23 protein-coding genes are annotated in these 21,236 nt (G+C 47.0%); 10 read left to right on the top strand and 13 right to left on the bottom strand.

Annotated features, from left to right (window positions below):
• Nucleotides 1-164: 164 nt before the first annotated feature.
• Complete coding sequence (locus tag KIO97_RS00115; protein WP_005428499.1) at nt 165-368, top strand: hypothetical protein; 204 nt, start codon at nt 165-167, stop codon at nt 366-368.
• Between the two features lie 348 nt (nt 369-716).
• Nucleotides 717-1,160: a DoxX family protein gene (locus KIO97_RS00110; protein ID WP_050906631.1), complete on the top strand. Its 444-nt coding sequence runs from the start codon at nt 717-719 to the stop codon at nt 1,158-1,160.
• 159 nt (nt 1,161-1,319) lie between these two features.
• Here the strand turns inward: KIO97_RS00110 and KIO97_RS00105 are convergent, their stop codons facing one another.
• Nucleotides 1,320-2,213 carry a LysR family transcriptional regulator gene (locus KIO97_RS00105; RefSeq protein WP_050906632.1) on the bottom strand — a complete coding sequence of 298 codons (894 nt, stop codon included), beginning with the start codon at nt 2,211-2,213 and terminating at the stop codon, nt 1,320-1,322.
• 148 nt (nt 2,214-2,361) lie between these two features.
• On the opposite strand from KIO97_RS00105, the gene KIO97_RS00100 reads away from it, so the two are divergent.
• Nucleotides 2,362-2,715, top strand: a complete 354-nt coding sequence (locus KIO97_RS00100; protein ID WP_010453583.1) for a DUF413 domain-containing protein — start codon at nt 2,362-2,364, stop codon at nt 2,713-2,715.
• 146 nt (nt 2,716-2,861) lie between these two features.
• Here KIO97_RS00100 and KIO97_RS00095 read toward each other — a convergent pair whose 3' ends face one another.
• Nucleotides 2,862-3,113 (bottom strand): DUF3081 domain-containing protein, encoded by a 252-nt coding sequence (locus KIO97_RS00095; RefSeq protein WP_005428828.1) that lies wholly within the window; start codon nt 3,111-3,113, stop codon nt 2,862-2,864.
• 375 nt (nt 3,114-3,488) lie between these two features.
• On the opposite strand from KIO97_RS00095, the gene nagB reads away from it, so the two are divergent.
• Entirely contained in the window at nt 3,489-4,289 is an 801-nt protein-coding gene (nagB, locus tag KIO97_RS00090) for a glucosamine-6-phosphate deaminase (RefSeq protein ID WP_005531216.1), read from the top strand.
• Nucleotides 4,290-4,415: 126 nt separating this feature from the next.
• On the opposite strand, the gene KIO97_RS00085 is transcribed toward nagB, so the two are convergent.
• The 8 genes from KIO97_RS00085 to KIO97_RS00050 form a co-directional block, all read right to left on the bottom strand.
• Nucleotides 4,416-5,282 (bottom strand): glycerol kinase, encoded by an 867-nt coding sequence (locus tag KIO97_RS00085; RefSeq protein WP_240306022.1) that lies wholly within the window; start codon nt 5,280-5,282, stop codon nt 4,416-4,418.
• Nucleotides 5,283-5,433: 151 nt separating this feature from the next.
• On the bottom strand, nt 5,434-5,862 hold the full coding sequence (locus KIO97_RS00080; protein ID WP_005434695.1) for a hypothetical protein: 429 nt from the start codon (nt 5,860-5,862) through the stop codon (nt 5,434-5,436).
• A 183-nt stretch (nt 5,863-6,045) separates the two neighbouring features.
• The gene (locus KIO97_RS00075) at nt 6,046-6,927 is read right to left on the bottom strand and encodes an L-ribulose-5-phosphate 3-epimerase (RefSeq protein ID WP_005448899.1); all 882 of its coding nucleotides are present in this window, start codon (nt 6,925-6,927) and stop codon (nt 6,046-6,048) included.
• An 8-nt stretch (nt 6,928-6,935) separates the two neighbouring features.
• Nucleotides 6,936-7,583 carry a 3-keto-L-gulonate-6-phosphate decarboxylase UlaD gene (locus tag KIO97_RS00070; RefSeq protein WP_005434690.1) on the bottom strand — a complete coding sequence of 216 codons (648 nt, stop codon included), beginning with the start codon at nt 7,581-7,583 and terminating at the stop codon, nt 6,936-6,938.
• 5 nt (nt 7,584-7,588) lie between these two features.
• A complete protein-coding gene (locus tag KIO97_RS00065; protein ID WP_285380487.1) occupies nt 7,589-8,410 on the bottom strand; it encodes a Cof-type HAD-IIB family hydrolase in 822 nt (273 codons plus the stop codon).
• Between the two features lie 4 nt (nt 8,411-8,414).
• A complete protein-coding gene (locus KIO97_RS00060) occupies nt 8,415-9,107 on the bottom strand; it encodes an L-ribulose-5-phosphate 4-epimerase (RefSeq protein WP_285380367.1) in 693 nt (230 codons plus the stop codon).
• Nucleotides 9,108-9,116: 9 nt separating this feature from the next.
• Entirely contained in the window at nt 9,117-9,593 is a 477-nt protein-coding gene (locus KIO97_RS00055; RefSeq protein ID WP_285380366.1) for a PTS sugar transporter subunit IIA, read from the bottom strand.
• Between the two features lie 123 nt (nt 9,594-9,716).
• On the bottom strand, nt 9,717-11,477 hold the full coding sequence (locus KIO97_RS00050) for a PTS ascorbate-specific subunit IIBC (protein WP_005434683.1): 1,761 nt from the start codon (nt 11,475-11,477) through the stop codon (nt 9,717-9,719).
• 386 nt (nt 11,478-11,863) lie between these two features.
• On the opposite strand from KIO97_RS00050, the gene ulaR reads away from it, so the two are divergent.
• A complete protein-coding gene (gene ulaR / locus KIO97_RS00045) occupies nt 11,864-12,619 on the top strand; it encodes an HTH-type transcriptional regulator UlaR (protein WP_005531235.1) in 756 nt (251 codons plus the stop codon).
• A gap of 124 nt (nt 12,620-12,743) precedes the next feature.
• Complete coding sequence (ulaG, locus tag KIO97_RS00040; protein ID WP_005448892.1) at nt 12,744-13,811, top strand: L-ascorbate 6-phosphate lactonase; 1,068 nt, start codon at nt 12,744-12,746, stop codon at nt 13,809-13,811.
• 282 nt (nt 13,812-14,093) lie between these two features.
• Here the strand turns inward: ulaG and gltS are convergent, their stop codons facing one another.
• Complete coding sequence (gene gltS / locus KIO97_RS00035) at nt 14,094-15,320, bottom strand: sodium/glutamate symporter (RefSeq protein WP_020195065.1); 1,227 nt, start codon at nt 15,318-15,320, stop codon at nt 14,094-14,096.
• Between the two features lie 447 nt (nt 15,321-15,767).
• On the opposite strand from gltS, the gene KIO97_RS00030 reads away from it, so the two are divergent.
• From KIO97_RS00030 to KIO97_RS00020, 3 genes are read left to right on the top strand one after another with little or no spacing between them, the layout of a single operon-like run.
• Nucleotides 15,768-16,139, top strand: coding sequence for a GntR family transcriptional regulator (locus tag KIO97_RS00030; RefSeq protein ID WP_005428840.1), 372 nt, complete (start codon nt 15,768-15,770; stop codon nt 16,137-16,139).
• The gene (locus tag KIO97_RS00025) at nt 16,136-16,993 is read left to right on the top strand and encodes an ABC transporter ATP-binding protein (RefSeq protein ID WP_285380362.1); all 858 of its coding nucleotides are present in this window, start codon (nt 16,136-16,138) and stop codon (nt 16,991-16,993) included. The genes KIO97_RS00030 and KIO97_RS00025 overlap by 4 nt, the downstream gene beginning before the upstream one ends.
• Nucleotides 16,993-17,823, top strand: a complete 831-nt coding sequence (locus KIO97_RS00020; protein WP_285380360.1) for a hypothetical protein — start codon at nt 16,993-16,995, stop codon at nt 17,821-17,823. The genes KIO97_RS00025 and KIO97_RS00020 overlap by 1 nt, the downstream gene beginning before the upstream one ends.
• Before the next feature lie 96 nt (nt 17,824-17,919).
• On the opposite strand, the gene KIO97_RS00015 is transcribed toward KIO97_RS00020, so the two are convergent.
• Both KIO97_RS00015 and KIO97_RS00010 read right to left on the bottom strand, forming a co-directional pair.
• On the bottom strand, nt 17,920-19,281 hold the full coding sequence (locus tag KIO97_RS00015; RefSeq protein WP_285380358.1) for a tetratricopeptide repeat protein: 1,362 nt from the start codon (nt 19,279-19,281) through the stop codon (nt 17,920-17,922).
• 74 nt (nt 19,282-19,355) lie between these two features.
• Nucleotides 19,356-19,925: a TetR/AcrR family transcriptional regulator gene (locus tag KIO97_RS00010; RefSeq protein WP_010644408.1), complete on the bottom strand. Its 570-nt coding sequence runs from the start codon at nt 19,923-19,925 to the stop codon at nt 19,356-19,358.
• 135 nt (nt 19,926-20,060) lie between these two features.
• On the opposite strand from KIO97_RS00010, the gene KIO97_RS00005 reads away from it, so the two are divergent.
• Nucleotides 20,061-21,158, top strand: coding sequence for an FAD-dependent oxidoreductase (locus KIO97_RS00005; RefSeq protein WP_285380355.1), 1,098 nt, complete (start codon nt 20,061-20,063; stop codon nt 21,156-21,158).
• Nucleotides 21,159-21,236 lie beyond the last annotated feature (78 nt).

Here is a 21,236-nt window from a genome sequence, read left to right as displayed (position 1 = left end):
ATTAACTTATTCACCACTCGACCGGCATAACTTCATTGTAGAACGGGGAGTTACTGTAAATTAGCCATTTTCGGAACTCAATATTAAGAAATTTTGGCATTAGTAAATTTGTGCACTAAAGTTAGATCAGAACAACACAACAACGTCGGCTAAAGGGAATTGGCATGGACTTACATACGTGCGTGATTGTACTTAGAAATCACAAGGTTATTACCAGCAAATCGGTCGAGCACTCTATAGGGATTATTGAGCGCGACTCTGATAACGAGATTTCAGAAATTCAAATCAATGCGACTGATGGTGTGAATATTCGCACTTATCACTACAACAGTGTGGAAGACTCGCTTGAAAGTTTAATGAATCTATAAAAACTCCTTTCTCCCTTGTTAATCGTGAAAGTAAAAGAGCGCAGTCACCTGTGCTCTTTTTTTTGCTCACCATGCACAGGCGCCATGCCAGAAGACAAACCCACGTAGAGAAAGTCATTCAAATTTTTGCGACTTTCATAATCAAAAGCGTCCTGTAAAAGCACTAAAACCAGGTATTTTATCCGTTCTAACGTTCTGTATTTAAAAATGAAAAAACGTTCCATCGAATTTGTCGAACGAGAACATCAAATTGTCCCGATTTTTTCTTTCTCTCCTCCTACCTACACTGATTTCAACAGCAAGGGAGTCACCACTCCCCATCAAAAAAATTCGAGAAAGGACCAAATCATGAAAGCATTACTACAGAAAATCACTACTTCAAATGCAGGCTACGGCGCACTCGCACTTCGCATTCCAGTCGGTATCATCTTTATGGCGCACGGCGCGCAAAAACTTTTTGGCTGGTTTGGCGGTTATGGGCTTGAAAGTACAGGTCAATGGATGGCATCAATTGGCTTAGGCCCAGGCATGCTGATGGCATTTTTAGCAGGCAGTGCAGAATTTTTTGGCGGCTTGTTCATCTTACTTGGCCTGCTTACCCGCCCGGCAGCCGTAGCTTTAGCATTCACCATGGTGATCGCCATTTTCTCGGTTCACTTTGAAAACGGTTTGTTTATGTCGAACAACGGTTACGAGTTTGGTTTAGCACTACTGGCAGCAAGCGTTTCTCTCGTTTTCTCTGGCGCAGGTAAAGCCGCATTAGATGAAACGCTACGTCAGAAATTGGCCTAAACGAGAGTAGAAACGACATTAGAAGTGCCACAACTCTCGCTTCAATCGGACGTTTGATTTATAAACACGCTGCTATTTGCGTAAACCGACACAAAAAAACCCTTGGCATCACACCAAGGGGTTTTCGTTTAAGTTTGCTCTGGATCGCAAAAGCAGAAATTACTCGTCTGCAGGAATGTCCGCAATTTGTTGCAAGCTATACGCCGTTAACGGGTCAATCTCTTTTACGATTTCTTCAACCTGCTTAATCGCGTCTACAGACGTGCTGGCTTTGCGATAGCTCAAATAGATAGGACGGTACCAATCTTCTACGCCAGACACCTTGTGGAGCTGCCCGCTTGCAATAAACGGCTCTACCAGAGACGCTGGTAGATATGCACTGCCACCTTTCTCTAAAACGAAGTCTAACGCGATACGAGCGGTAGAAGTACGAAGGTAAGGCGCTGGGATTTTCGGGTGACGTTCTGCGTGTTCTGAAGCGAAGCGCGTGCCCCAATCCACATACACGTATTTCTTATCAAACACCGTATCGAGAGAATCTTGCTCGGTAGACACCAACACCAACACCACGTCAGCGACTTTCTTGCAGTTAAGCTCATCTGCTTTGATTTGATCGAAGGCGAACGCCATATCGAGAGTGCGCTCAAGCAGGCTGCGGCTTAGCATCTCACGCCCCATGACTTCTGCCATAAAGCCGTAACCACCAAATGAGTCTGTTACCACACTCAAACAGTTTTGCAGATAAGCGTCCCAAATATTCGGCGTACCACCCATGGTGAGCTGCAACGCTTTGCCATCTTCGAGGGATAATTCGAGTTTGGCTTGCTGCAAGGTGGTCACCATCACCTCGGCATAGCCTATTAAACGCTCACCTGCGGAGGTCAACTTTATGTTATTTCGATCACGAATAAACAACTGCGTATCGAAATAACTTTCGAGTTGTTTGATGCGTGCGCTCACAGCGGCTTGAGTAATGTACAAGTTCTCAGCAGCTCGTCCGAAGTGACGAACCTTTGCCAGCTCTAAAAATGTTCGAAAGACCTTTACATCCATAAACCATCTCCTGGTCAATATAAAACCAGATTAACAACTAATTAAAATTTTGACGACAAAAAAGTTTTGTTTTTCTTTTGTTAGCTTTGCGCCTAATTTTCGCCGTAATTCATCACATTCATCAATAACGGTTACAGAGGCTGTTGATATGTCTGACACTGAATTTCGTCATGGCAAAAAACGTTTTTACGACAACGTAAAATTCCCACGCGGCTTTGCAAAGTCTGGCGATTTTACTCTTTCAGAAGAGGAAATCCTAACAATTTATGGGGATACTATGCTTGGCCTAGAGTCAGGCGAGTTGACACCTGAGAACAGCGAAGAAAAACACTTCGTAAAAGTTCTGGAAAACCCAGGCAAAGCGAAAACTAAGATCGAGCGCACTTGGCTTAAATACGTACAGCTAGCTCGTGGTCGCAAACGCTTCCACACGCTAAACGGTCGTAACAAACCAGAAGCGTCAGATGACTACGCAGAAGAGAGCCTAGCAGAAGACGATTAATCGACACTGCCAAGTTTTAATGCTTGGCTAAACTGCGGAACGATTCGTTTTGTGGTGTTGCAAAAAACTTTTTCTTTTCCAAAAGCCCAGAGGTGTTTCACCAAAGGGCTTTTTCATTTGTAATAAACCCATTATTTGGCGAGTGCTCACTTCGCCAGCATGGCGACCTTCTTCAAGAAGCTGTCTTTGAGGTGCTCTTGGTCGTACTCTAGATGATAGGTATTGTGGAAGCCCACCTTTAACTCCACGCCATTGCCCCTAAGAAACACGTTATAGCCGTCGTAATCAGAAAAGGCTTCTACCCCTTCATACATCTTGCCAAACTCAGTAGGCGTGCCGTTGTTCATCACACATTCGTATGCTTGTAGCACTTTGGTTGCGTCTAATTCGTTTTTCATTGCGATTCCCTCAGCAATAAACACACTTTAATTATGGTTAAGGAAAAAACGCCGTGCCACACCATAGATTGCGTGAGATCATAAGTTCGGCATTTTTCTTCCCTTTCAGCTACGCAACTTGGTTCAATTTAGCTCGCCCTATCAGCCCAAAAACTTAATTTCAGTCATAAATTTTAAACGCTAATCAACTAACCTAACCTTCTCTATATAAGAGGGTAACGACGAGAAGCAAACGTGAAAACTGTTGATAAAAGCAACATTGGTTAAAGAAAAAGCAAAATTTTGACCTAAAACAATAGCAGATCGTCATTACTTATTTTATAATGCGAATTAATGTTTCAGGACATCTTAAATTCCAATAACTAGGGGCACAAAATGAGACTTATCCCGTTAGCTCAAGCAGCACAAGTAGGCAAGTGGGCAGCAGCACACATCGCTAAGCGCATCAACGACTTCAAACCAACTGCTGAGCGTCCGTTCGTTCTGGGTCTACCTACTGGTGGCACTCCTCTAGCAACTTACAAAGCATTGATCGAACTTTACCAAGCTGGTGAAGTGAGCTTCGAACACGTTGTGACTTTCAACATGGACGAGTACATCGGTATCCCTGCGGATCACCCAGAATCATACCGTTCATTCATGTACACCAACTTCTTCAACCACGTGAACATCCAAGAAGCGAACATCAACCTTCTTAACGGTAACGCGGAAGATCACGAAGCGGAATGCCAACGCTACGAAGACAAAATCAAGTCTTACGGCAAGATCAACCTATTCATGGGCGGCGTAGGTAACGACGGTCACATCGCATTCAACGAGCCAGCGTCTTCTCTGTCTTCTCGCACTCGCATCAAGACACTAACTGAAGACACTCGTATCGCGAACTCTCGTTTCTTCGATGGCGACATCAACCAAGTTCCTAAGTACGCACTAACTATCGGTGTTGGCACGCTACTAGACGCTGAAGAAGTGATGATCCTAGTAACTGGTCACAACAAAGCACTTGCTCTAGAAGCAGCGGTAGAAGGCAGCGTAAACCACCTATGGACGGTTTCTGCACTTCAACTACACCCTAAAGCAGTGATCGTTTGTGATGAGCCTTCACAACAAGAGCTTAAAGTGAAGACAGTTAAGTACTTCTCTGAGCTAGAAGCGGAAAACATCAAAGGTTTCTAATCCTTCGGGTAACAACCAAAGATAAACGCTGAATACACAAAACCCGTGAGTCATCACGGGTTTTTTCGTTTTTAAAGACTGGCAGGTTTGAAGATTTAGCTAATTAAAAAACCGCTAGCGAGGCGGTTAGTAAGCTTGAATACCAAACTGACGCAGACGTTTCGGCAATACCTCATCGAGCTTATCTAACTCGCTCGGTTCAACTTCAATGAGGTTGAAGTTATGCTGCTCGTACACCGCACGAACCTTCTCTCGCTCCGCTTCTAACATCTCGCCAGAATCGCTGCCCCAAAACTGCAAATAGACCTTGCCACCTGGTAGGTAGAAATCGCTTGTTACGTCTTGGTCGATCGGCAGCTGACGCTCATAAGCGTGTACTACTCCTGCCAAATACAGCCAGTTATCGATCAACAGTTCTCCTTTAGAACGAACATAATGCCCGTCCAAAGTGCGGTGCTTGGCTTCAAACTTCTGGCGAAAACTGGAAAGCGACTTATCTGTGGAATGGGACTCGGCATCTTGCCCTAAAAACTCAATCACAGACTGCTTGAGCCGCTTGTTACGCAGTACTACGTCGTGCCACACTACAAAGGTATTCTGCGACTCTTTATCGGTTCTCTGCTGCCCACCAGCGCGGATTCCGGCTTCGGTTAAGCTCCAACCCTCTTCGGATTTGCTGATCCAGCCTAATTCACTTAACAGCTGGTTCATGCGCTTGGCATTGAGCTTAAGCTTCTCACCCAACTGGGTCGCGCTATAAGTTTTTCCAGACGTTGCGGCAAGCTCGATGTGCAAGTTGGTCGGCCATACGATGAACTGCCCAAATTTAGGGTGATCGACATACTCACCGCCAAACTTGGCACCCTCTTCGGTCAGAATCCATTTCTCGTCTTGGCGAACAATATAGCCAGCGCGTTTCAGATCAGCAAACAGCAGCTTGGCTTCTATCTGACGCATTTTTGCCAGCGCCGACGTCGATATTTTTTCAGACACGATTCATGCCTCCCGCTACTGTTTGAAATAAGGTAAGAACTTGGATATTAACGCATTGATTTCATTGCTTGAAGTAAGAATAGTTGGGATTTTCTATCCACAACAAAAAAGGAGCACTTTGGCTCCTTTCTCTACATCGAATTGAATCGGCTTAATTATTCGCGAGTTTGGCAAACTTGCTGTAGGTACTGATTTTGCCGTTGATGTACTCGATACCACTGTGCACATTGTTTTCGGTGTGACCAACAATTTGGTATTCGACGATGAATTCGCCGCTGATGACTTTGATAAACAAGAAGCCGTCGCTGACCTTCCATAAGCCCTGTAAGCCACGCTCGCTGAACAAGTCTTTTTCCACCAGCGTACCATTTGGTTTGAGCTCTAAAATCGACGAGAAACCGTCGACGTTCACTTTTACCCAAGGCTGTTGATGCACTTCGTAGCTAAGGATTTTTCGGCGTGTTTTCGCCCACTCACGCAGTTCTTGCTCTTGCGCTGGGGTGAGAATTGGCAGGTCTTCCATCTCCAATAGGGTGTGATGTTTTTCGTACCAGAAAAGTTGCAGATGGAGTAATTTCATTCAGATTAACGGGGTTTCATAACGACAAAGCGCAACTTTGCGCCAACCCTGATGGTAAGTCAACCAATGAAACGAAAGAGTGCAGTTTTCACGAGGGTTAAAAACTGCACGTTCCCACGATGGGAAAACGGTGCCCAATAACGAGCACCGGAGCATGTAAGTGTTTATACGGTTTAGAGAGAGTTATGCGGCAAACAACCTTGGTAATTCCGCATGATCACACGCTTGATTTAAGCGCTGTTGGGCGGTTTGAATGTGCGCACGCCAATGTTCATCATGCGCCCACATCTCAATCACCAGTGGCACGACGCAGTCTGTCTCTTTGAGTGTACGGAAGATGGCATCGAAGTTCACTTCACCATCGCCAATAACGAGATCGCGGAACTGACCTTTGTATTCTGGCGTCACGCGATACGTGTCTTTAAGGTGGATTTGGGTAATGTGTGGCTTACTCAATTTCAGTTCGGTACACACATCATAGTTCCAACCCGAGATGTTGCCTACGTCTGGATAAGCAGTGAAATACGGTGAATTCACTTCGCGATTAAGCACCTCAAACTTGCTCAATGAGTTGAGGTAATCGGTGTCCATGATTTCAACAGCAAGCATCACGCCTGCGCGCTCTGCCAGTTTCGCTGCTTCCTTCATACCTTCAATAAAACGCAAGTGGGTAGCACGGTTTGCTGGCTCGTAATACACATCATAGCCAGCCAATTGAATGGTACGGACGCCAAGTTTGTACGCCAATGCAATCGCCTTTTCCATGTGCAGCACGGCTTGCTCGCGAATCTTCGGGTCCGCCGAGCCAAACGGGAACTTGCGGTGCGCGCTCAAACACATCGACTGCAATGGCATGCCATAACGTTCACACTGGTGACGCAGGGCATAAATCGTCTCGTCGTCCCAATCTAAGCGGCTGCGGCGCTCGTCTGATTCGTCCACCGAGATCTCAAGAAAGTCGAAGCCTAATTCTTTGGTCACGCTGAGCTTTTCTTCCCAGCTCAACTCGTTCGGCAACGCTTTCTCATACAAGCCAACACGATGACGTTGTAGGTTCTGATACATGTCGCCCCCTAGTTCCAGTAACGGTCGATTTGCGCTTTCAGTGCTTCAGCGGTCTCTTGCCCTTTGTCACCCGCCAATGCACGACCTGCGATAAAGGTTTTCGCTTTGATACCTTCGAACAGGTAGATGTCTTCTGGCACAATGCCGCCCGTGATAGAGAGCTCGATACCTAGCTCAGAAAGTTGACGCATCTTGCTGATGTCAGCGTCTGTCCAACCAATCCCTGCCAACTCTGCATCGCGAGAACGGTGGTAAATCGCTTGAGTGATACCGAGATCCACCCAAGCTTGCGCATCTTCCATCGTCCAGTTGCCGTAAATTTCGATTTGGATTTCGCCACTAAACTCATCCGCCACTTTTTTACAAGCTTCGATGGTCGCAATGTGCGCTGCGGCTGAAACCGTAATCCAGTCTGCGCCAGCTTCAAACGCCATGCGAGACAAAATCGCGCCGCCGTCAGTGGTTTTCATATCGCACACCAGAATATGGTCTGGATGGTTCTTACGTAGCGTCGAGACCGCATTCATCCCTTCTGCGAACGCGAGAATGGTGCCTACTTCAATCACATCAACATAGCTGTGTACATTGCTTGCAACCGCCACTGCGTCAGTTAGGTTAGTTTGGTCTAGAGCGATTTGAATCATTGGTTTGGTCATGATGCTTATCCTTGAATTTTTTCACGTATCAGACGGGCTAAGCCGTCGTTATTGTTATCGGTTTCGCACACCAAACGGGCGCTTGAACGTACCGTCTCGTCTGCGTTATTCATGGCAACGCCTAATCCGGCGTAACGGAGCATGGAAATATCATTGTGGTTATCGCCCACGGCAATGACATGATTCGGGTGATAACCCAGCTCAGAAACGTATTCAGCCAGTCTTAAACCTTTGCTGTTGCCTTTTGCTGCGAAGTCGATGCGATTCGACCACGAGCGTTCGCCGTTGAATTTCTCTCTCACCCATGGGTTTTCAATTAAGCGTTCTACCGAGCTTGGTAAGCCTTCCACCACGAACTTCCACACGAACTCGGTATTGCGCACTTCTTCACTGAACGAGTCGATTTTGTAGATCTTCGGTTGAAGATGCTCTGGCGCGGTTTTCGCCCACTTTTCCAACGCTTCCATGTAGTGAATTGGGTTGCAGTTTGAGTACGTCATGGCATCGGTTACGTACATCACCATCTTGACCTGAAACTCCTTCGCCAAGGCGATGAACGTCAGCGCATCATCCTTATCGATGGAGTTGTGCTTGAGCACTCGGTCATTGTGGTAGTCATAAACATAAGTGCCGTTGCAGCAGATGATAGGCGTGGTAAGACCCAACTCATCGTAGTACGGACGTGCCGCGGTGTGATGGCGTCCGGTGACAATCACCACGTGACATTTCTGCTGCGCTTCTTTAATCGCTTTTTTCACCTCAGGGTGAATGCTGTGGTCATCAGTGAGGACGGTTCCGTCTAAATCTAAAGCAAGCACTTTGTACATGTCGTTACCTCTGCCCGTAGTAGGCGTTTTCACCGTGCTTACGCAGGTAGTGTTTGTCTGAAAGCTCAGGCTGGATCTTGATGCCGCTGTTGAGTGAACGCGTTGCCAATGCCATGGCGGAGATCTCTTCCAATACCACTGCGTTGTGCACAGCATCGTCAGCGTTGGTTCCCCAAGAGAAAGGCGCATGCCCTGCCACAATCACGCTTGGTACTGCCATTGGATCGATGCGGCGTTGACGAAACTCTTCCACTATCACTAAGCCGGTGTTCTTCTCGTACTCTTCGGCAATTTCACGTTGTGAGAGCTTACGAGTACACGGGATGTCGCCGTAGAAGTAGTCGGCATGAGTCGTGCCCAGCGCCGGAATATCAATCCCCGCTTGCGCCCAAATCGTTGCACTGCGTGAGTGGGTATGTACCACGCCGCCCACTTGTGGGAACGCTTTGTAGATCTGAATATGGGTCGCGGTGTCGCTGGATGGATTCATTTTGCCTTCCACCACATAGCCGTCTAAATCGACCACCACAATGTGCTCAGCGCACATGCCATCGTATTCCACCCCCGACGGTTTAATCGCAATCACGCCGCGCTCGCGGTCAATCTCAGATACGTTGCCCCAGGTGAAGGTCACCAAACCGTATTTCGGCAGTTTGAGGTTGGCTTCGAGCACACGTTGTTTCAGTTCGCTGTACATGATTTCTCCTTAGGCGGTGACAGCCAGAGCTTCATCAATCACGTTGAATACATCGGTTTTGCTGCGGCAACGGCGAAGCTTGTCCAAATCCACGCCCGTTTCGCTGTCTTCATCATCCAACACTTGGGTTACTTCCATCAGACCTTCCATGTGCTCATCTGAAGAGCTGCCTGCTAGCGTGATTAGCACATCAACTCGCTCGTCTTCGCCTTCAAAGTAGATAGGCTCTTCTAACGTAACCAGTGCGAAAGCAGTACGAATCACACCGTTTTCTGGTCGTGCGTGTGGCAGAGCTAAGTTAGGCGCGATGCAAATGTAAGGACCCAACTCTTCCACGCTGCTGATGATGGCATCGTGGTAAGAAGGCTGAATCGCACCAGAGGCAATCAACATGTCCGTACCAATCTTGATTGCTTCACGCCAGTTAGACGCTTTTGCTTGCAGTTTGATTGAGTTGTTGTCGATCAGTGATTGTTTTAATCCCATTGTTCTATCTCCAGTTTGGGTGCCGTGACTTTGGCTTTTCGAAGCCCGGCACCACTGTTGTTATCCGCTGTTTGTTATTGGTTTCTTATCTCTTCATTAAGAAAAGTATTTGGTCATGCTTTTTTATTTTGCTGGTACAAAGTTTTTATTGATGATGTCGAGTAACTCGTCCCCGAAGGAGTTAGGGTTAAGCATGTTTTGCACCCCAAGTACAAACTTGCCTTCGCCTGGTTCCATCTCCGCAGACAGGTGCTTCGACGATACGATGATGTCCGTGCTCGCAAGCTTCGACTTGTAGTCCGACACTGCGCATGAGTCCATCACGTGAGGAATGCCTTTCTTCTCTAGGTATTTGCCGATCTTCATTTTCATCATCATTGATGAACCTTGACCGTTACCACATACCGCTAGGATGCTTACTGGGCGCAGACCGTCGCTCGCTTTGATTGCTTGCTCTACCGCTTCAATCACTTCTGGCTCTTCACTGATTTCTACTGTGCCTTGCGCGTCTTCTTCAGCACGTAGCTTGCGAGAAGCGAAGAACATGTAAACCAGAGACAGGCCAACAAGAACGAAGAAGAACATTTTCGATGCAGACAGACCTTGCATGATTGGTGGGAATACAAGCGCCCAGTCCGCCATGCCCATCCAACCGTTGAACTCTGTGCCGTGTTGGCTAAATAGGTGGATAGCCCAAGCAGAACCTAGCACCTCGATGATGCCCATCACGAAACAGATCTTCATCACCGCTTTCCAGCCACCGAAGTGGTTAGCAAATACGCCGATGGTCGCGTTAGAGAAGAACATTGGAATGAAGCCAGGGATGATCATGATTGGCGCATCGAATGCCAACATCGCCAGTACTGCCGCGAACTGACCCAGCGCACCCCACATGAAACCAAATACCATTGCGTTAGGAGAGAATGCGTAGATAGCTGCACAGTCAATCGCCAATACCGCATTTGGAATCACGCGCTCAGAGATGCCTTTGAATGCTTCAGACAGCTCAGCAACGAACATACGTACACCGGCAACAATCACCTGAATCGCAACAGCGAATTTCAGACCCGTTTCTAGGATGTAGATAGTCCAGTGTGTGGTGCCCGCCATTTCTTGAAGGTTATCAAGACCGAATGAAAGCAGAATGATGCCGAAGAACACCGTCATCACGATCGCCGTTGCTGCGATGCTGTCGTGGAAGATGTGTAGCCATTTAGGCAGTTCTAGGTGGTCAACGCTGTCGTTCTTATCACCCAGTTTTGGCGCTACTTTTGTTGCAATCCAAGACGCGACCTGTTGTTGGTGACCAATAGAGAAACCCGCCCCGCCGGTGACTTCTTCAGTTGGCTTGAACATAATGTTGGAGGAGATACCCCAGTACAACGCCATTAACACCGCAGAGTAAATGATGGTTTCCCACATGCTTGCGCCAAGCACAAAGTAGAACACGGCGATCAGACCCGCTTGCTGGAACATGATGTGACCAGTCAGCATGATGGTGCGGATACCCGTGTAACGGCGGAACAGTACCAAGAGGATGTTGATACCTAATGCCAATAGAACGGCGTAACCCACCCAAGAGTAGTTATCGCCCATCGCTTCCATGGTAGACATCATGGAGGTGTAAGGGTCAATGACCGAGCCGGTTAGCCCGTGGTATTCAGAAAGTTTGGAAATCACAGGTTTGAAGCCAGCAACTAGGGTGCCTGCACCCACTTGAACCAGCATGAAACCCACGATCGTTTTGATGGAACCTTTAATGATGGTGGTGGCGTCTCTTCTCAGCAACCAATAGCCAATGCATGTTACCAAACCCAGTAGTAGTGGGGCTTTGGTCATAACTTGGCTGTAAAAAATATAGAAGATGTCGTACAAGAACTCCATATCTTTACCCCTAGAGTGTTTTTTATTTGTAATCGTATGTAGGTCAGAGTGATTCCATCTGATGTCGTAGAATCTACTCAGTTTTTGCTCACGAAATAAACTCTAACAATCAAAAGTAATCACGCAATGCTCATTTGTGATTATTTTGATATTTATCAATTTTGCCCTCCAAAAAACCCTACAAATGGTAAGCTGATCACACACAAAAATTAAATTACCAATAAATACAACAACTTATAAATTCTTGTGATGAGGTTCAGATTTTCATAAGTCTTGAATTTGACAATCAAGAGCGTGATTAATAGAATCAAAACAAATCACAAGTAATCACCAAATAATCACTAGATACACATTTCGGTGAATTTGAATCAAATAGGGTGATGGGTATGAATGAAGTACAAAGACACAATGGCATTCTGTCTTTATTAGAAGAAAATCAGACGATTAACGTCTCACACATTATTGAGAGCTTTAACGTCTCTCCAGCGACGGCTCGCCGTGATATCTCTAAACTGGATGAACTAGGCAAACTGCGCAAAGTACGCAACGGCGCAGAACGCGTCGAAGCAGAAAAGAAAAAATGGTCACCGCTGAACATCAACAGCACTGAGCATTACGAAGAAAAATCCTTGATTGCGATGCAAGCCGCTGAGCTTTGTCAACCTGGCGACAGCGTGGTCATCAACTGCGGTTCAACCGCTTTCCTACTTGGGCAGAAGTTGTGTGGGCAAGACGTGCAGATCGTCACCAACTACTTCCCATTGGCAAGCTACCTGATCAATGAAGACCATGACGATGTGATCATCATTGGCGGTCAATACAACCGTTCACAAAAACTGTTCTTAAATCCGGCGCCCAACTCGCTTGGCAGTTACGCAGGCAATTGGATGTTCACCTCGGGCAAAGGATTAACCGAAGCCGGACTCTACAAAGCCGACATGTTAACCGCGGTGGCTGAGCAGCAAATGCTTGAGCAAATCGACAAACTCGTCGTCGTGGTAGACAGCTCCAAAGTGGGTCACAGAACGGGCATGTTGTTCTGTCCTACCGAGAAAATCGACATTCTGATCACTGGCAAAAACGCCAACCCAGAGGTCATCAAAGCGATAGAAGCACAAGGGACACAGGTCATTCTGGTCTAACGCGCCCTAGCCTCTTTCTCAAATAAATAAAAATAATTCAGCTCAGTGCCTTAACCACAAATTAAGGCGCTCGGCTCCCTACATCCCAAATTTAATAAAAATTGTGAAACAAAAAGGTGTTGCTATGAGTAAAGTAAATGAAATCACTCGTGAATCTTGGATCCTAAATACATTCCCTGAGTGGGGTACCTGGTTAAACGAAGAGATCGAAAATACGGTGGTAGAACCAAATACATTCTCGATGTGGTGGCTAGGTTGTACAGGTATCTGGTTGAAGAGTGAGGGCAACACCAACATCTCTATCGACTTCTGGTGTGGTACGGGCAAAAAGACGCAAAAGAATGCCTTCATGAAGAACCAGCACCAAATGATGCGTATGGGCGGTGTCGAGGCGCTGCAACCAAACCTACGTACTGCTATCTTCCCGCTTGACCCATTTGCTATCAAAGAGATCGACGCTGTGATGGCATCCCATGACCATGCAGACCATATCGACGTTAACGTCGCGGCAGCGGTACTGCAAAACTGCGGTGACCACGTGAAGTTCATCGGTCCACAAGCGTGTGTCGATTTATGGATGGGTTGGGGCGTGCCAGAAGAACGTTGTGTTGTCGCGAAAGTGGGCGATGTGCTTGAAGTCGGCGACATGAAGATCCGTGTACTGGATTCATTCGACCGTACTGCACTTGTCACGCTGCCAGAAGGCACTTCTTCTTACGATAAAGAAATCCTCGACGGCATGGACAAACGCGCGGTGAACTACCTGATTGAAACTTCAGGCGGTTCGGTTTACCACTCTGGTGATTCACACTACTCAAACTACTACGCCGCACACGGCAACGAATACCAAATCGACGTGGCACTGTTATCATTCGGTGAAAACCCACGCGGCGTGACTGACAAGATGACGTCTTCTGACATCCTACGCGCAGCAGAATCGTTGAACTGTGATGTCGTGATGCCATTCCACCACGATATTTGGGCGAACTTCCAAAACGACCCACGCGAAATCGAAGTGTTGTGGAACATGAAGAAAGACCGTCTGCAATACAAGTTCGCACCGTTCTTCTGGCAAGTGGGAGGCAAATACACCTTCCCTACCGATAAAGGTCGCATGCACTACCAACACTTCCGTGGCTTTAGCGACATCTTCAAAAACGAACCAGAATTGCCATACAAAGCGTTCTTGTAATTCCGTCGCAACGTCCGTTTGGCTGGAATAAAAAAAGCCCGTCGCGATGATGGATGCAACGGGCAATTAGCTAGAGTCTTATAAGGAGAAAAGGAAATTACTGATGATAAATGTCCGACGATTTCGCATCAGTAGCGTCCTCAACAAACCGAATATTAGTCATTGATAAATTTAAAGAACATGGCTCATTCCAGTAATCTAAATTGTTGATGCCTATTGCTCTAAGCCGATCAAAAAAGCCAGTCTCTCGGGACTGGCTTTTGTTTCGTGGAGCGAAGCCGGTTACTTAATAAAAGAAATACAGCCTTGCAGAATCACTAGGTTGACGATGTCGATAAAGAACGCACCAACGATAGGCACCACCATAAAGGCTTGTGGTGATGGACCGAAGCGGTTAACGATAGAGCCCATGTTCATTACTGCCGTTGGCGTTGCGCCAAGCCCAAAGCCACAGTGACCACTTGCGATGACTGCTGCATCGTAGTTGCTGCCCATCACACGGAACGTCACGTAGTAAGCGAAAACCGCCAGAATCACCGATTGCACCGCCAGAATGATGAGGAACGGGATTGCTAAGTCGAAGATGTTCCACAGTTTTAGGCTCATTAGCGCCATCGCTAGGAACAGAGACAGCGAAACCGTACCAAGAATATCGACCGTCTCAACATCCACTTTGCGTACTTTGGTCACTTCCATGATGTTGGTGATCACCACACCGATAAACAGTGCGTAAACGAAGTCTGGAATCATCAGCCATTTGATACCAAAGCTGCTCACCCAACCTTCTAAGTAGCCAGCACCTGTGACACACAGCAAGATGATCGACAAGCTCTCGACCACTTTTTTCGCGGTTACGCGGTCTTCTTCGTGCTCGTTGTAGGTCACCAATTCAGGAAAACGCTCGTGAGTCTGGTTGGTGCGTCCGTATTCAGATTCAAGGTTACGTTTATCGATCAAGCGCTGCGCTACTGGGCTGCCGATGATGCCACCAATAACCAATCCAAAGGTAGCGGATGCCATTGCCACTTCTAAAACATTGTGCAAGCCGTACATGTCTTGGAAGGTTTGCGACCATGCTGCGCCCGTACCGTGACCGCCAGACAACGTAATCGAGCCTGCAATCAAGCCCATTAGCGGGTCTAAGCCGAGCGCCGTTGCCAAAGAGACACCGACCGCGTTTTGGATAAGAATGTACACCGATGCCACGGCTAAGAAGATAAACACCTTAGCGCCGCCTTTAATCAGCTGGGTGTAATTCGCAGCCAAGCCAACGGTGGCGAAGAACATCAACATGAAAGTGTTTTGCAACGGTAAATCGAAAACTAAATCCACGCCATTGAAATGCATCGCGGTGATCGCACATGCGACAATCAAACCACCCACGATTGGCTCGGGAATATTGAATTTCTTTAAGATCGGTAATTTAGCGTTAACGAATTGTCCCAAGAACAACACACAAATAGCGACGAGAAACGACTCTTGTGGACCGACAGAAATGACCTGATTCATAAAACCTCTTTGCCTCCTTTTTCTCATCCTTTGAGTAACAACTCGCCGGCTGAGCGGTATTTAGGCAGGTCAGAGTGCCTACTGAACGTGTGGTTTTCTAGGGTGCAAATCCACTAAATTCTCATTAAATAAGAAAGCAATGACTCGGATAATCACCCAATTCTCACTCAATGAAAAAACACACTTTTTCACCAAGTTTTGTGGCGCAATTTTCTCGTTTTCATCGCCCTTCTCAACTTATGAGAAGTGCACAATTTTTTGCCAGTTTTTGAGGGCAAAAACGTATGCGATTGCGCGCAAATTTTGCGTGAAACTCCGATGCCAATTTGGGCGAAATGTCATCAACAAAAGGGATTGAGAAAACAACTCAAGAAGATTGGCGCTTTCTATCTCACCCTCAAGGTGTTATACATATATATAACACCAACTCAGCCAAGGAAACCAATCATGACGCATTGGCATGATCGCCAACCGATTTTCCGTCAGTTGGCTGACCAGATCACCCAGCAAATATTGCAAGGTATCTGGCAAGAGGGCGAAGCTTTGCCTTCGGTACGCAGTGTCTCTGCGGATATGAAGATCAACCACCTGACAGTCATGAAGGGCTATCAGTTATTGGTTGATGAAGGATTGGTTGAGAAGAAACGTGGGCAAGGCATGTTTGTCGCCCAAGGTGCAAAAAAACAGCTGCTTGCTGATGAAAAAGCCCGTTTCCTCGAACAACAAATTCCGCAGATTGCCGACACACTACAACGTCTGGATATGTCTCTTGATGAATTTATCCAACAAATCCAAACACATATTGAAGGTGACCAATGAGCGCATTAGTCAGTGTAAAACACGTCTCCAAGCAATATCGTCAGCAGGGTGAAGCGCTGCATGACGTGAGCTTTGATCTACAAGCGGGTCAGGTGCTTGGCTTGCTAGGTCATAACGGTGCGGGTAAATCGACTCTCATTAACGCCCTACTCGGTGCACACGAATATCAGGGCACCATTCGCATCAACGGCTTTGAGCCAGTCATGCAACGCGACAAAATCATGCAGAGCTTGTCTTACATTTCGGATGTGAACGTTCTGCCAAACTGGATGACGGTTGCTCAGCTGCTCGATTACACCGAGGGCGTACACCCAGGTTTTAATCGCAGCAAAGCCAATGCCATGCTTCGTCAAACCGACATCAAGCCGCGTGCGCGCATCAAATCTCTATCGAAAGGCATGAAAGTGCAATTGCACTTGGCTGTCGTCATCGCGACCAATACACAGATTCTGATTCTGGACGAGCCAACGCTTGGCTTGGATTTGGTTTATCGCGATACCTTCTACCGTCATTTGCTGGAATGGTTCCACGATGGAGAGCGTGTGCTGATCATCGCGAGCCATGAAGTATCGGAAATCGAACACCTACTGACGGACGTGCTGATCCTTAAACACGGTCGACCTGTCCTACAAACCTCAATGGACAGCATCAGCGAAGATTACTTCATTCTTGATGCCAGTGATGAGCATCGCGCACAAATCGAAGCGCTGAAACCACTGTCATCGCAAAAGGGCTTAGGCACGACTAAATGGTTGCTGTCGTCCCAATACGCAGAGCAAGTAGCTGGGCTGGGTGATGTGTATGGCGTCAAGCTTGCGGATCTGTTCTTGGCATTGCAGAAGGAGACAGCGTAATGAAATCGATTGTCGCGATGTTGCGTAAAGAATGGCTAGAAAACCCATTGGTTACACGCGTGCCGTTGTTTATGTTTGCCTGTGGCGTGCTGCTGTTCGTCAGCTTAATGAGCAGCTCGACACTGCAACACAATATGTTCTTCCAAATGAGCTTTGGTGGTGATGTCAGTGATATCCACAAAGAGCTAGGCGATGACGTCAACATGCTGATCACAGGTGGCATTGGTTTGTTGTCTATCCTTCTTGGCACTCAATACTTCCCAAGAACGCTACGTAAAGAGCGCTCAGAGGGCAGTATCATGTTTTGGCGCAGTATGCCTGTCAGTGACGTAAAAACCCATCTGGTGAAGCTGACGTTTGGTTTATTGGTGATTCCATTGGTGTGTTCGGTATTGGTTTTCGCTGCGGACTTTATGCTCTGGATGTTGAATGTTTCAACGGACCACCAGTTGGCGTTGTTGTATCGCCAAGCATCATTGGGTTTCGTGCTGCTGAACTGGATTGAATTTTTACTTCGAATGGTAGTGGCTGGCGTGTTGTTATTGCCGCTCGCACTAACCGCAATGGCAATCTCACAGAAAGTGAACTCACCACTGTTGGTGATCTTGATTGGTATTTACGCGCTGCGCTGGATGCCGATTGCAATGTTCAACTTCTATGGCCTGGATGACTTCTTCTCGGCGATTTTCTATCTACCATTGCACGCGATTCTTGCGCCAAACCCGCTCAGCGCGATTCCAGATGCAGGTTGGATGAACGTTGGGATTTACGCCTTCATCGGTGTACTTGCTTGGACAGCTAGCATCAAATTTAGCCGCACTGTGAACTAACAAGCACAAGCAAAACAAATCCATCAAAAGCGAGGTACTGTCCTCGCTTTTTTATTTCCGAACCCATTTTATTTCCGCACCCAGGCAGCATTTGCGCTAAACCACTTTGACTAAGCTAGGCAGCAGAGCGTCGATGTTTTTCACTTCATCGAACTGAGCCAACTTTCGCTTTATCTGCTCTGCTGGCAGCGGTTGTGCTCTTGCGATATAGCGATTTTTCAACAGACACGCCACTTCATCCCATTGTTGTAAATGCGCATGAGCCATCAGCAGGTATTGTGAGATAACGTCTTGCTGCGCGTGACTTCCCCCAAGCTTGCTGTGCACATCTCTTACTTGATTGATCAACTCAATGCAATGACGGTAGTTCGAGCTGTGGTACGCCTTGATGGCCTGCATCAACTTGCTGCCGGTCATAAACTCCACTTCCTGAGTTTGTAATGGCGAACTGATAATTTGCGCTATATTGGCATCTAACTGGTCATGATGATCGGTTTTCGCTAACACCATGGCATTATGAATTTCAGTAAACATGATGGTGCTGTCGGCCGAAATCTCTAACGCTCCGGCACTCAGTCGATGCCAACGCTCTCCAACATCAGCTCCCATGAACTCCAAGCGAGCCAGCAACGAAGCTGCGTTTTGAATATCAAGGTATATCGAAGACTCTGCAGGATAGATGTGCTGATCAAACAAAGCCAAGGCATCATCAATATTACCTTCCTCAAGATGGAACAACGCAAGGTGCCACCAAAGGTGACCTCGAAAGGCATTGTGATTCGCAAATGTACTCGCATGACCTTGCAAGAACTCGATGCCCTCTTTCGCCTCGCCTTGCATCTCAAAAATATGAGCCATCGTATGCTTGGCGATTAGATCTTGATTGTTCAACCCTAACGTCTGGCGCGCAAATGCTTCGGCCAATTCATATTCCCCCGCCTCCTCGAGTGCAAAGGCATGAGCGGCGGCAAACATCCAATATCCTGGTGTCTGCTCATCCCAGTAGGGTAAAACTTGCAAAGAAACTTGCAGTGCCCGTTGCTTTTGGCCAAACCAAAATGTTTGCCCTGTAAATTGGCGGTAGGCAATGATATCCAAAGGCCAAAGACTCAGAATATGTTGCCACGTGTCCAGAGCCCCCTTCAGGTTGCTTTGGCTCCACTGTTTCAACGCATGCATATGTAGCGCTTCACGTTTGGTGGCCGATTGCGCGAACTTATCCAACTGTGTAGCCATTTTAGCCACGATGGGTAAAGTAGAACGACGCCCATCACTCGCATGGCTGTACGCCTTAAAAATCCATCCCATCATAAAGTCCGGATAGCGCAGTAGTAGCTGATCGAGATCGCTCATTGCACTAGGAAGAAAGGTCAACGTATCTTCGAGAATCCGTTCAAATTGTTCTGCGCCTGCGGCATCAATGCCGTTCATCTCTAGCGCTCTTTTGTCTTTAATCATTACATACCTACCAGTAGATAGTTATTGGATTTAAAATAATACCCGCACTTATCGCGGGTAATATTATGAAAATATTAGCGTTTAAGGAGTGCGAGACAACTCGCCTTCACGCTACGAATGTAATCAGCATCTTTAAACTGAGAAAGTAACATACTGCCTTCCAGCGCAACAAAGATTAGCCTTGCAACTTGGGCGGATTCCACTCGTAAGTCGAACTCTCCATTTTCTACACCCTGATCAATGATTTTTTGTAGCCATTGCTCATTCGTTTGTACAAAACGCGACAGCAGCCCTTCTAGACCATCTGCCAAAGAGTAAAAGTCAGAAGCGTACATGCCACACAAACACAGCTTATCTTGCTCGCGTACACCAATAAAAATATCAGCCAACGCTTCAATTTTTTCCTCAGCACTACTTGGTTGGCTCTCGATCTGAATTAACGCCGCTTCGTAGTTTGCGAGATAGCGTTCAAACACCGCTTCCGCCAAGTCTTGCTTGGTTTTGAAATGGTAGTGAATACTCGCGGTCTTGATACCCAGTTCGTTTTGGATATCGCGAAAGCTAAAACCATTAAAACCTCGGCTTTGTATGTAGCTTTCAGCAAGGTCGGCAATCTTTGCAGCCGTTGGGCTAAGTTCTTTCATGTGGCTTCCACCTTAAACATTTTCGCAAAAGATAGCATGCCCTCATAAATCTGTCTACCTACCGATAGGTATTGTTTATTTTTCAAAAAAGACTTAACCTACCTATCAGTAGATAATTGACATCAAGGGCAAACAATGAAATACGATTTTATTATTATCGGAGGCGGTTTAAGCGGTCTCTACACTGCAGCGTATCTAGAGAAAACAGGGCATAGCTACTTGCTACTTGAGGCGAGAAGCAGACTCGGTGGTCGAATTATTTCTTCTGCGAGCTTGGCTGCACACAGTCAAAGTGACCAATTTGACCTCGGTCCATCGTGGTTTTGGCCCAACATGAACCATCGCGTCATGAGGCTTGTCGACAACTTATCGCTGCCCATCTTAGAACAGTACGAAACTGGCGATATGTTAATCGAACAAGCAGGGCAGGCTGGTATTCGTCAAGTTTCGAATCAGTTCTTTTCTTCTCCTCAATCCATGAGAGTATCAGGTGGCATGGCGCAATTGGTGGCGGGAGTGGCAAAGTTACTCAACCCAGAAAACATCAAATATGAACATCAAGTACACGCAGTAAGCCATAATGAAGCTCAAGGTTATAGCGTCGATGTCATCCACCAAGCAGAGCAGTTGACTTTAGAGAGTGAGAACATCATCTTTGCGCTCCCTCATCGTTTGATTGCTAATAACATCCGCTTTACGCCAGCCCTTCCAGAAACGGCGTTGAACGCGCTGGACAAAACGCCCACATGGATGGCTGCTCACGCGAAATTCTTCGCCATTTATGACCGACCTTTCTGGCGTGAAAACGGATTGTCTGGTTACGCAAACAGCCAAGTTGGTCCATTGGTGGAAATTCATGACGCCAGTGCTGAAAATGGTCATGCCGCCCTGTTCGGTTTTATCGGTTACGATGCTCAAGCTCGCGCGAAACTAGGCGCTACCGAATTGAAAACCATGGCCGTTGAGCAACTAGCGCGACTCTTTGGCCCTGAGGCCTATAACGTCACGGAAGTAAAACTGCTGGACTGGTCGAAAGAGGCATACACAGCGGTTGAAAAAGATCACACTATGCCAACTCATCACCCGCGTTATGGGCTCAACGCATCACTGGAGCAATTAAGCCAGCAGGGCATGTACTTTGCGGGAACGGAATCGGCAAAAGAGTTCGGCGGATTTATTGAGGGCGCATTAGAAGCAGCAGAGAGTGTGATCGAACAGCTCGCCGCTCGTTAAATTGCATTATCCATTCATTTATGGGGAGATTACAGCTCCCCGTAATCCACTCGTCCCTCACTTCTACTTCTACTTCTA

Source organism: Vibrio sp. B181a (genome assembly GCF_030248375.1).
Classification (GTDB): domain Bacteria; phylum Pseudomonadota; class Gammaproteobacteria; order Enterobacterales; family Vibrionaceae; genus Vibrio; species Vibrio campbellii.
This window is presented reverse-complemented; position numbering and strand designations above follow the sequence as displayed.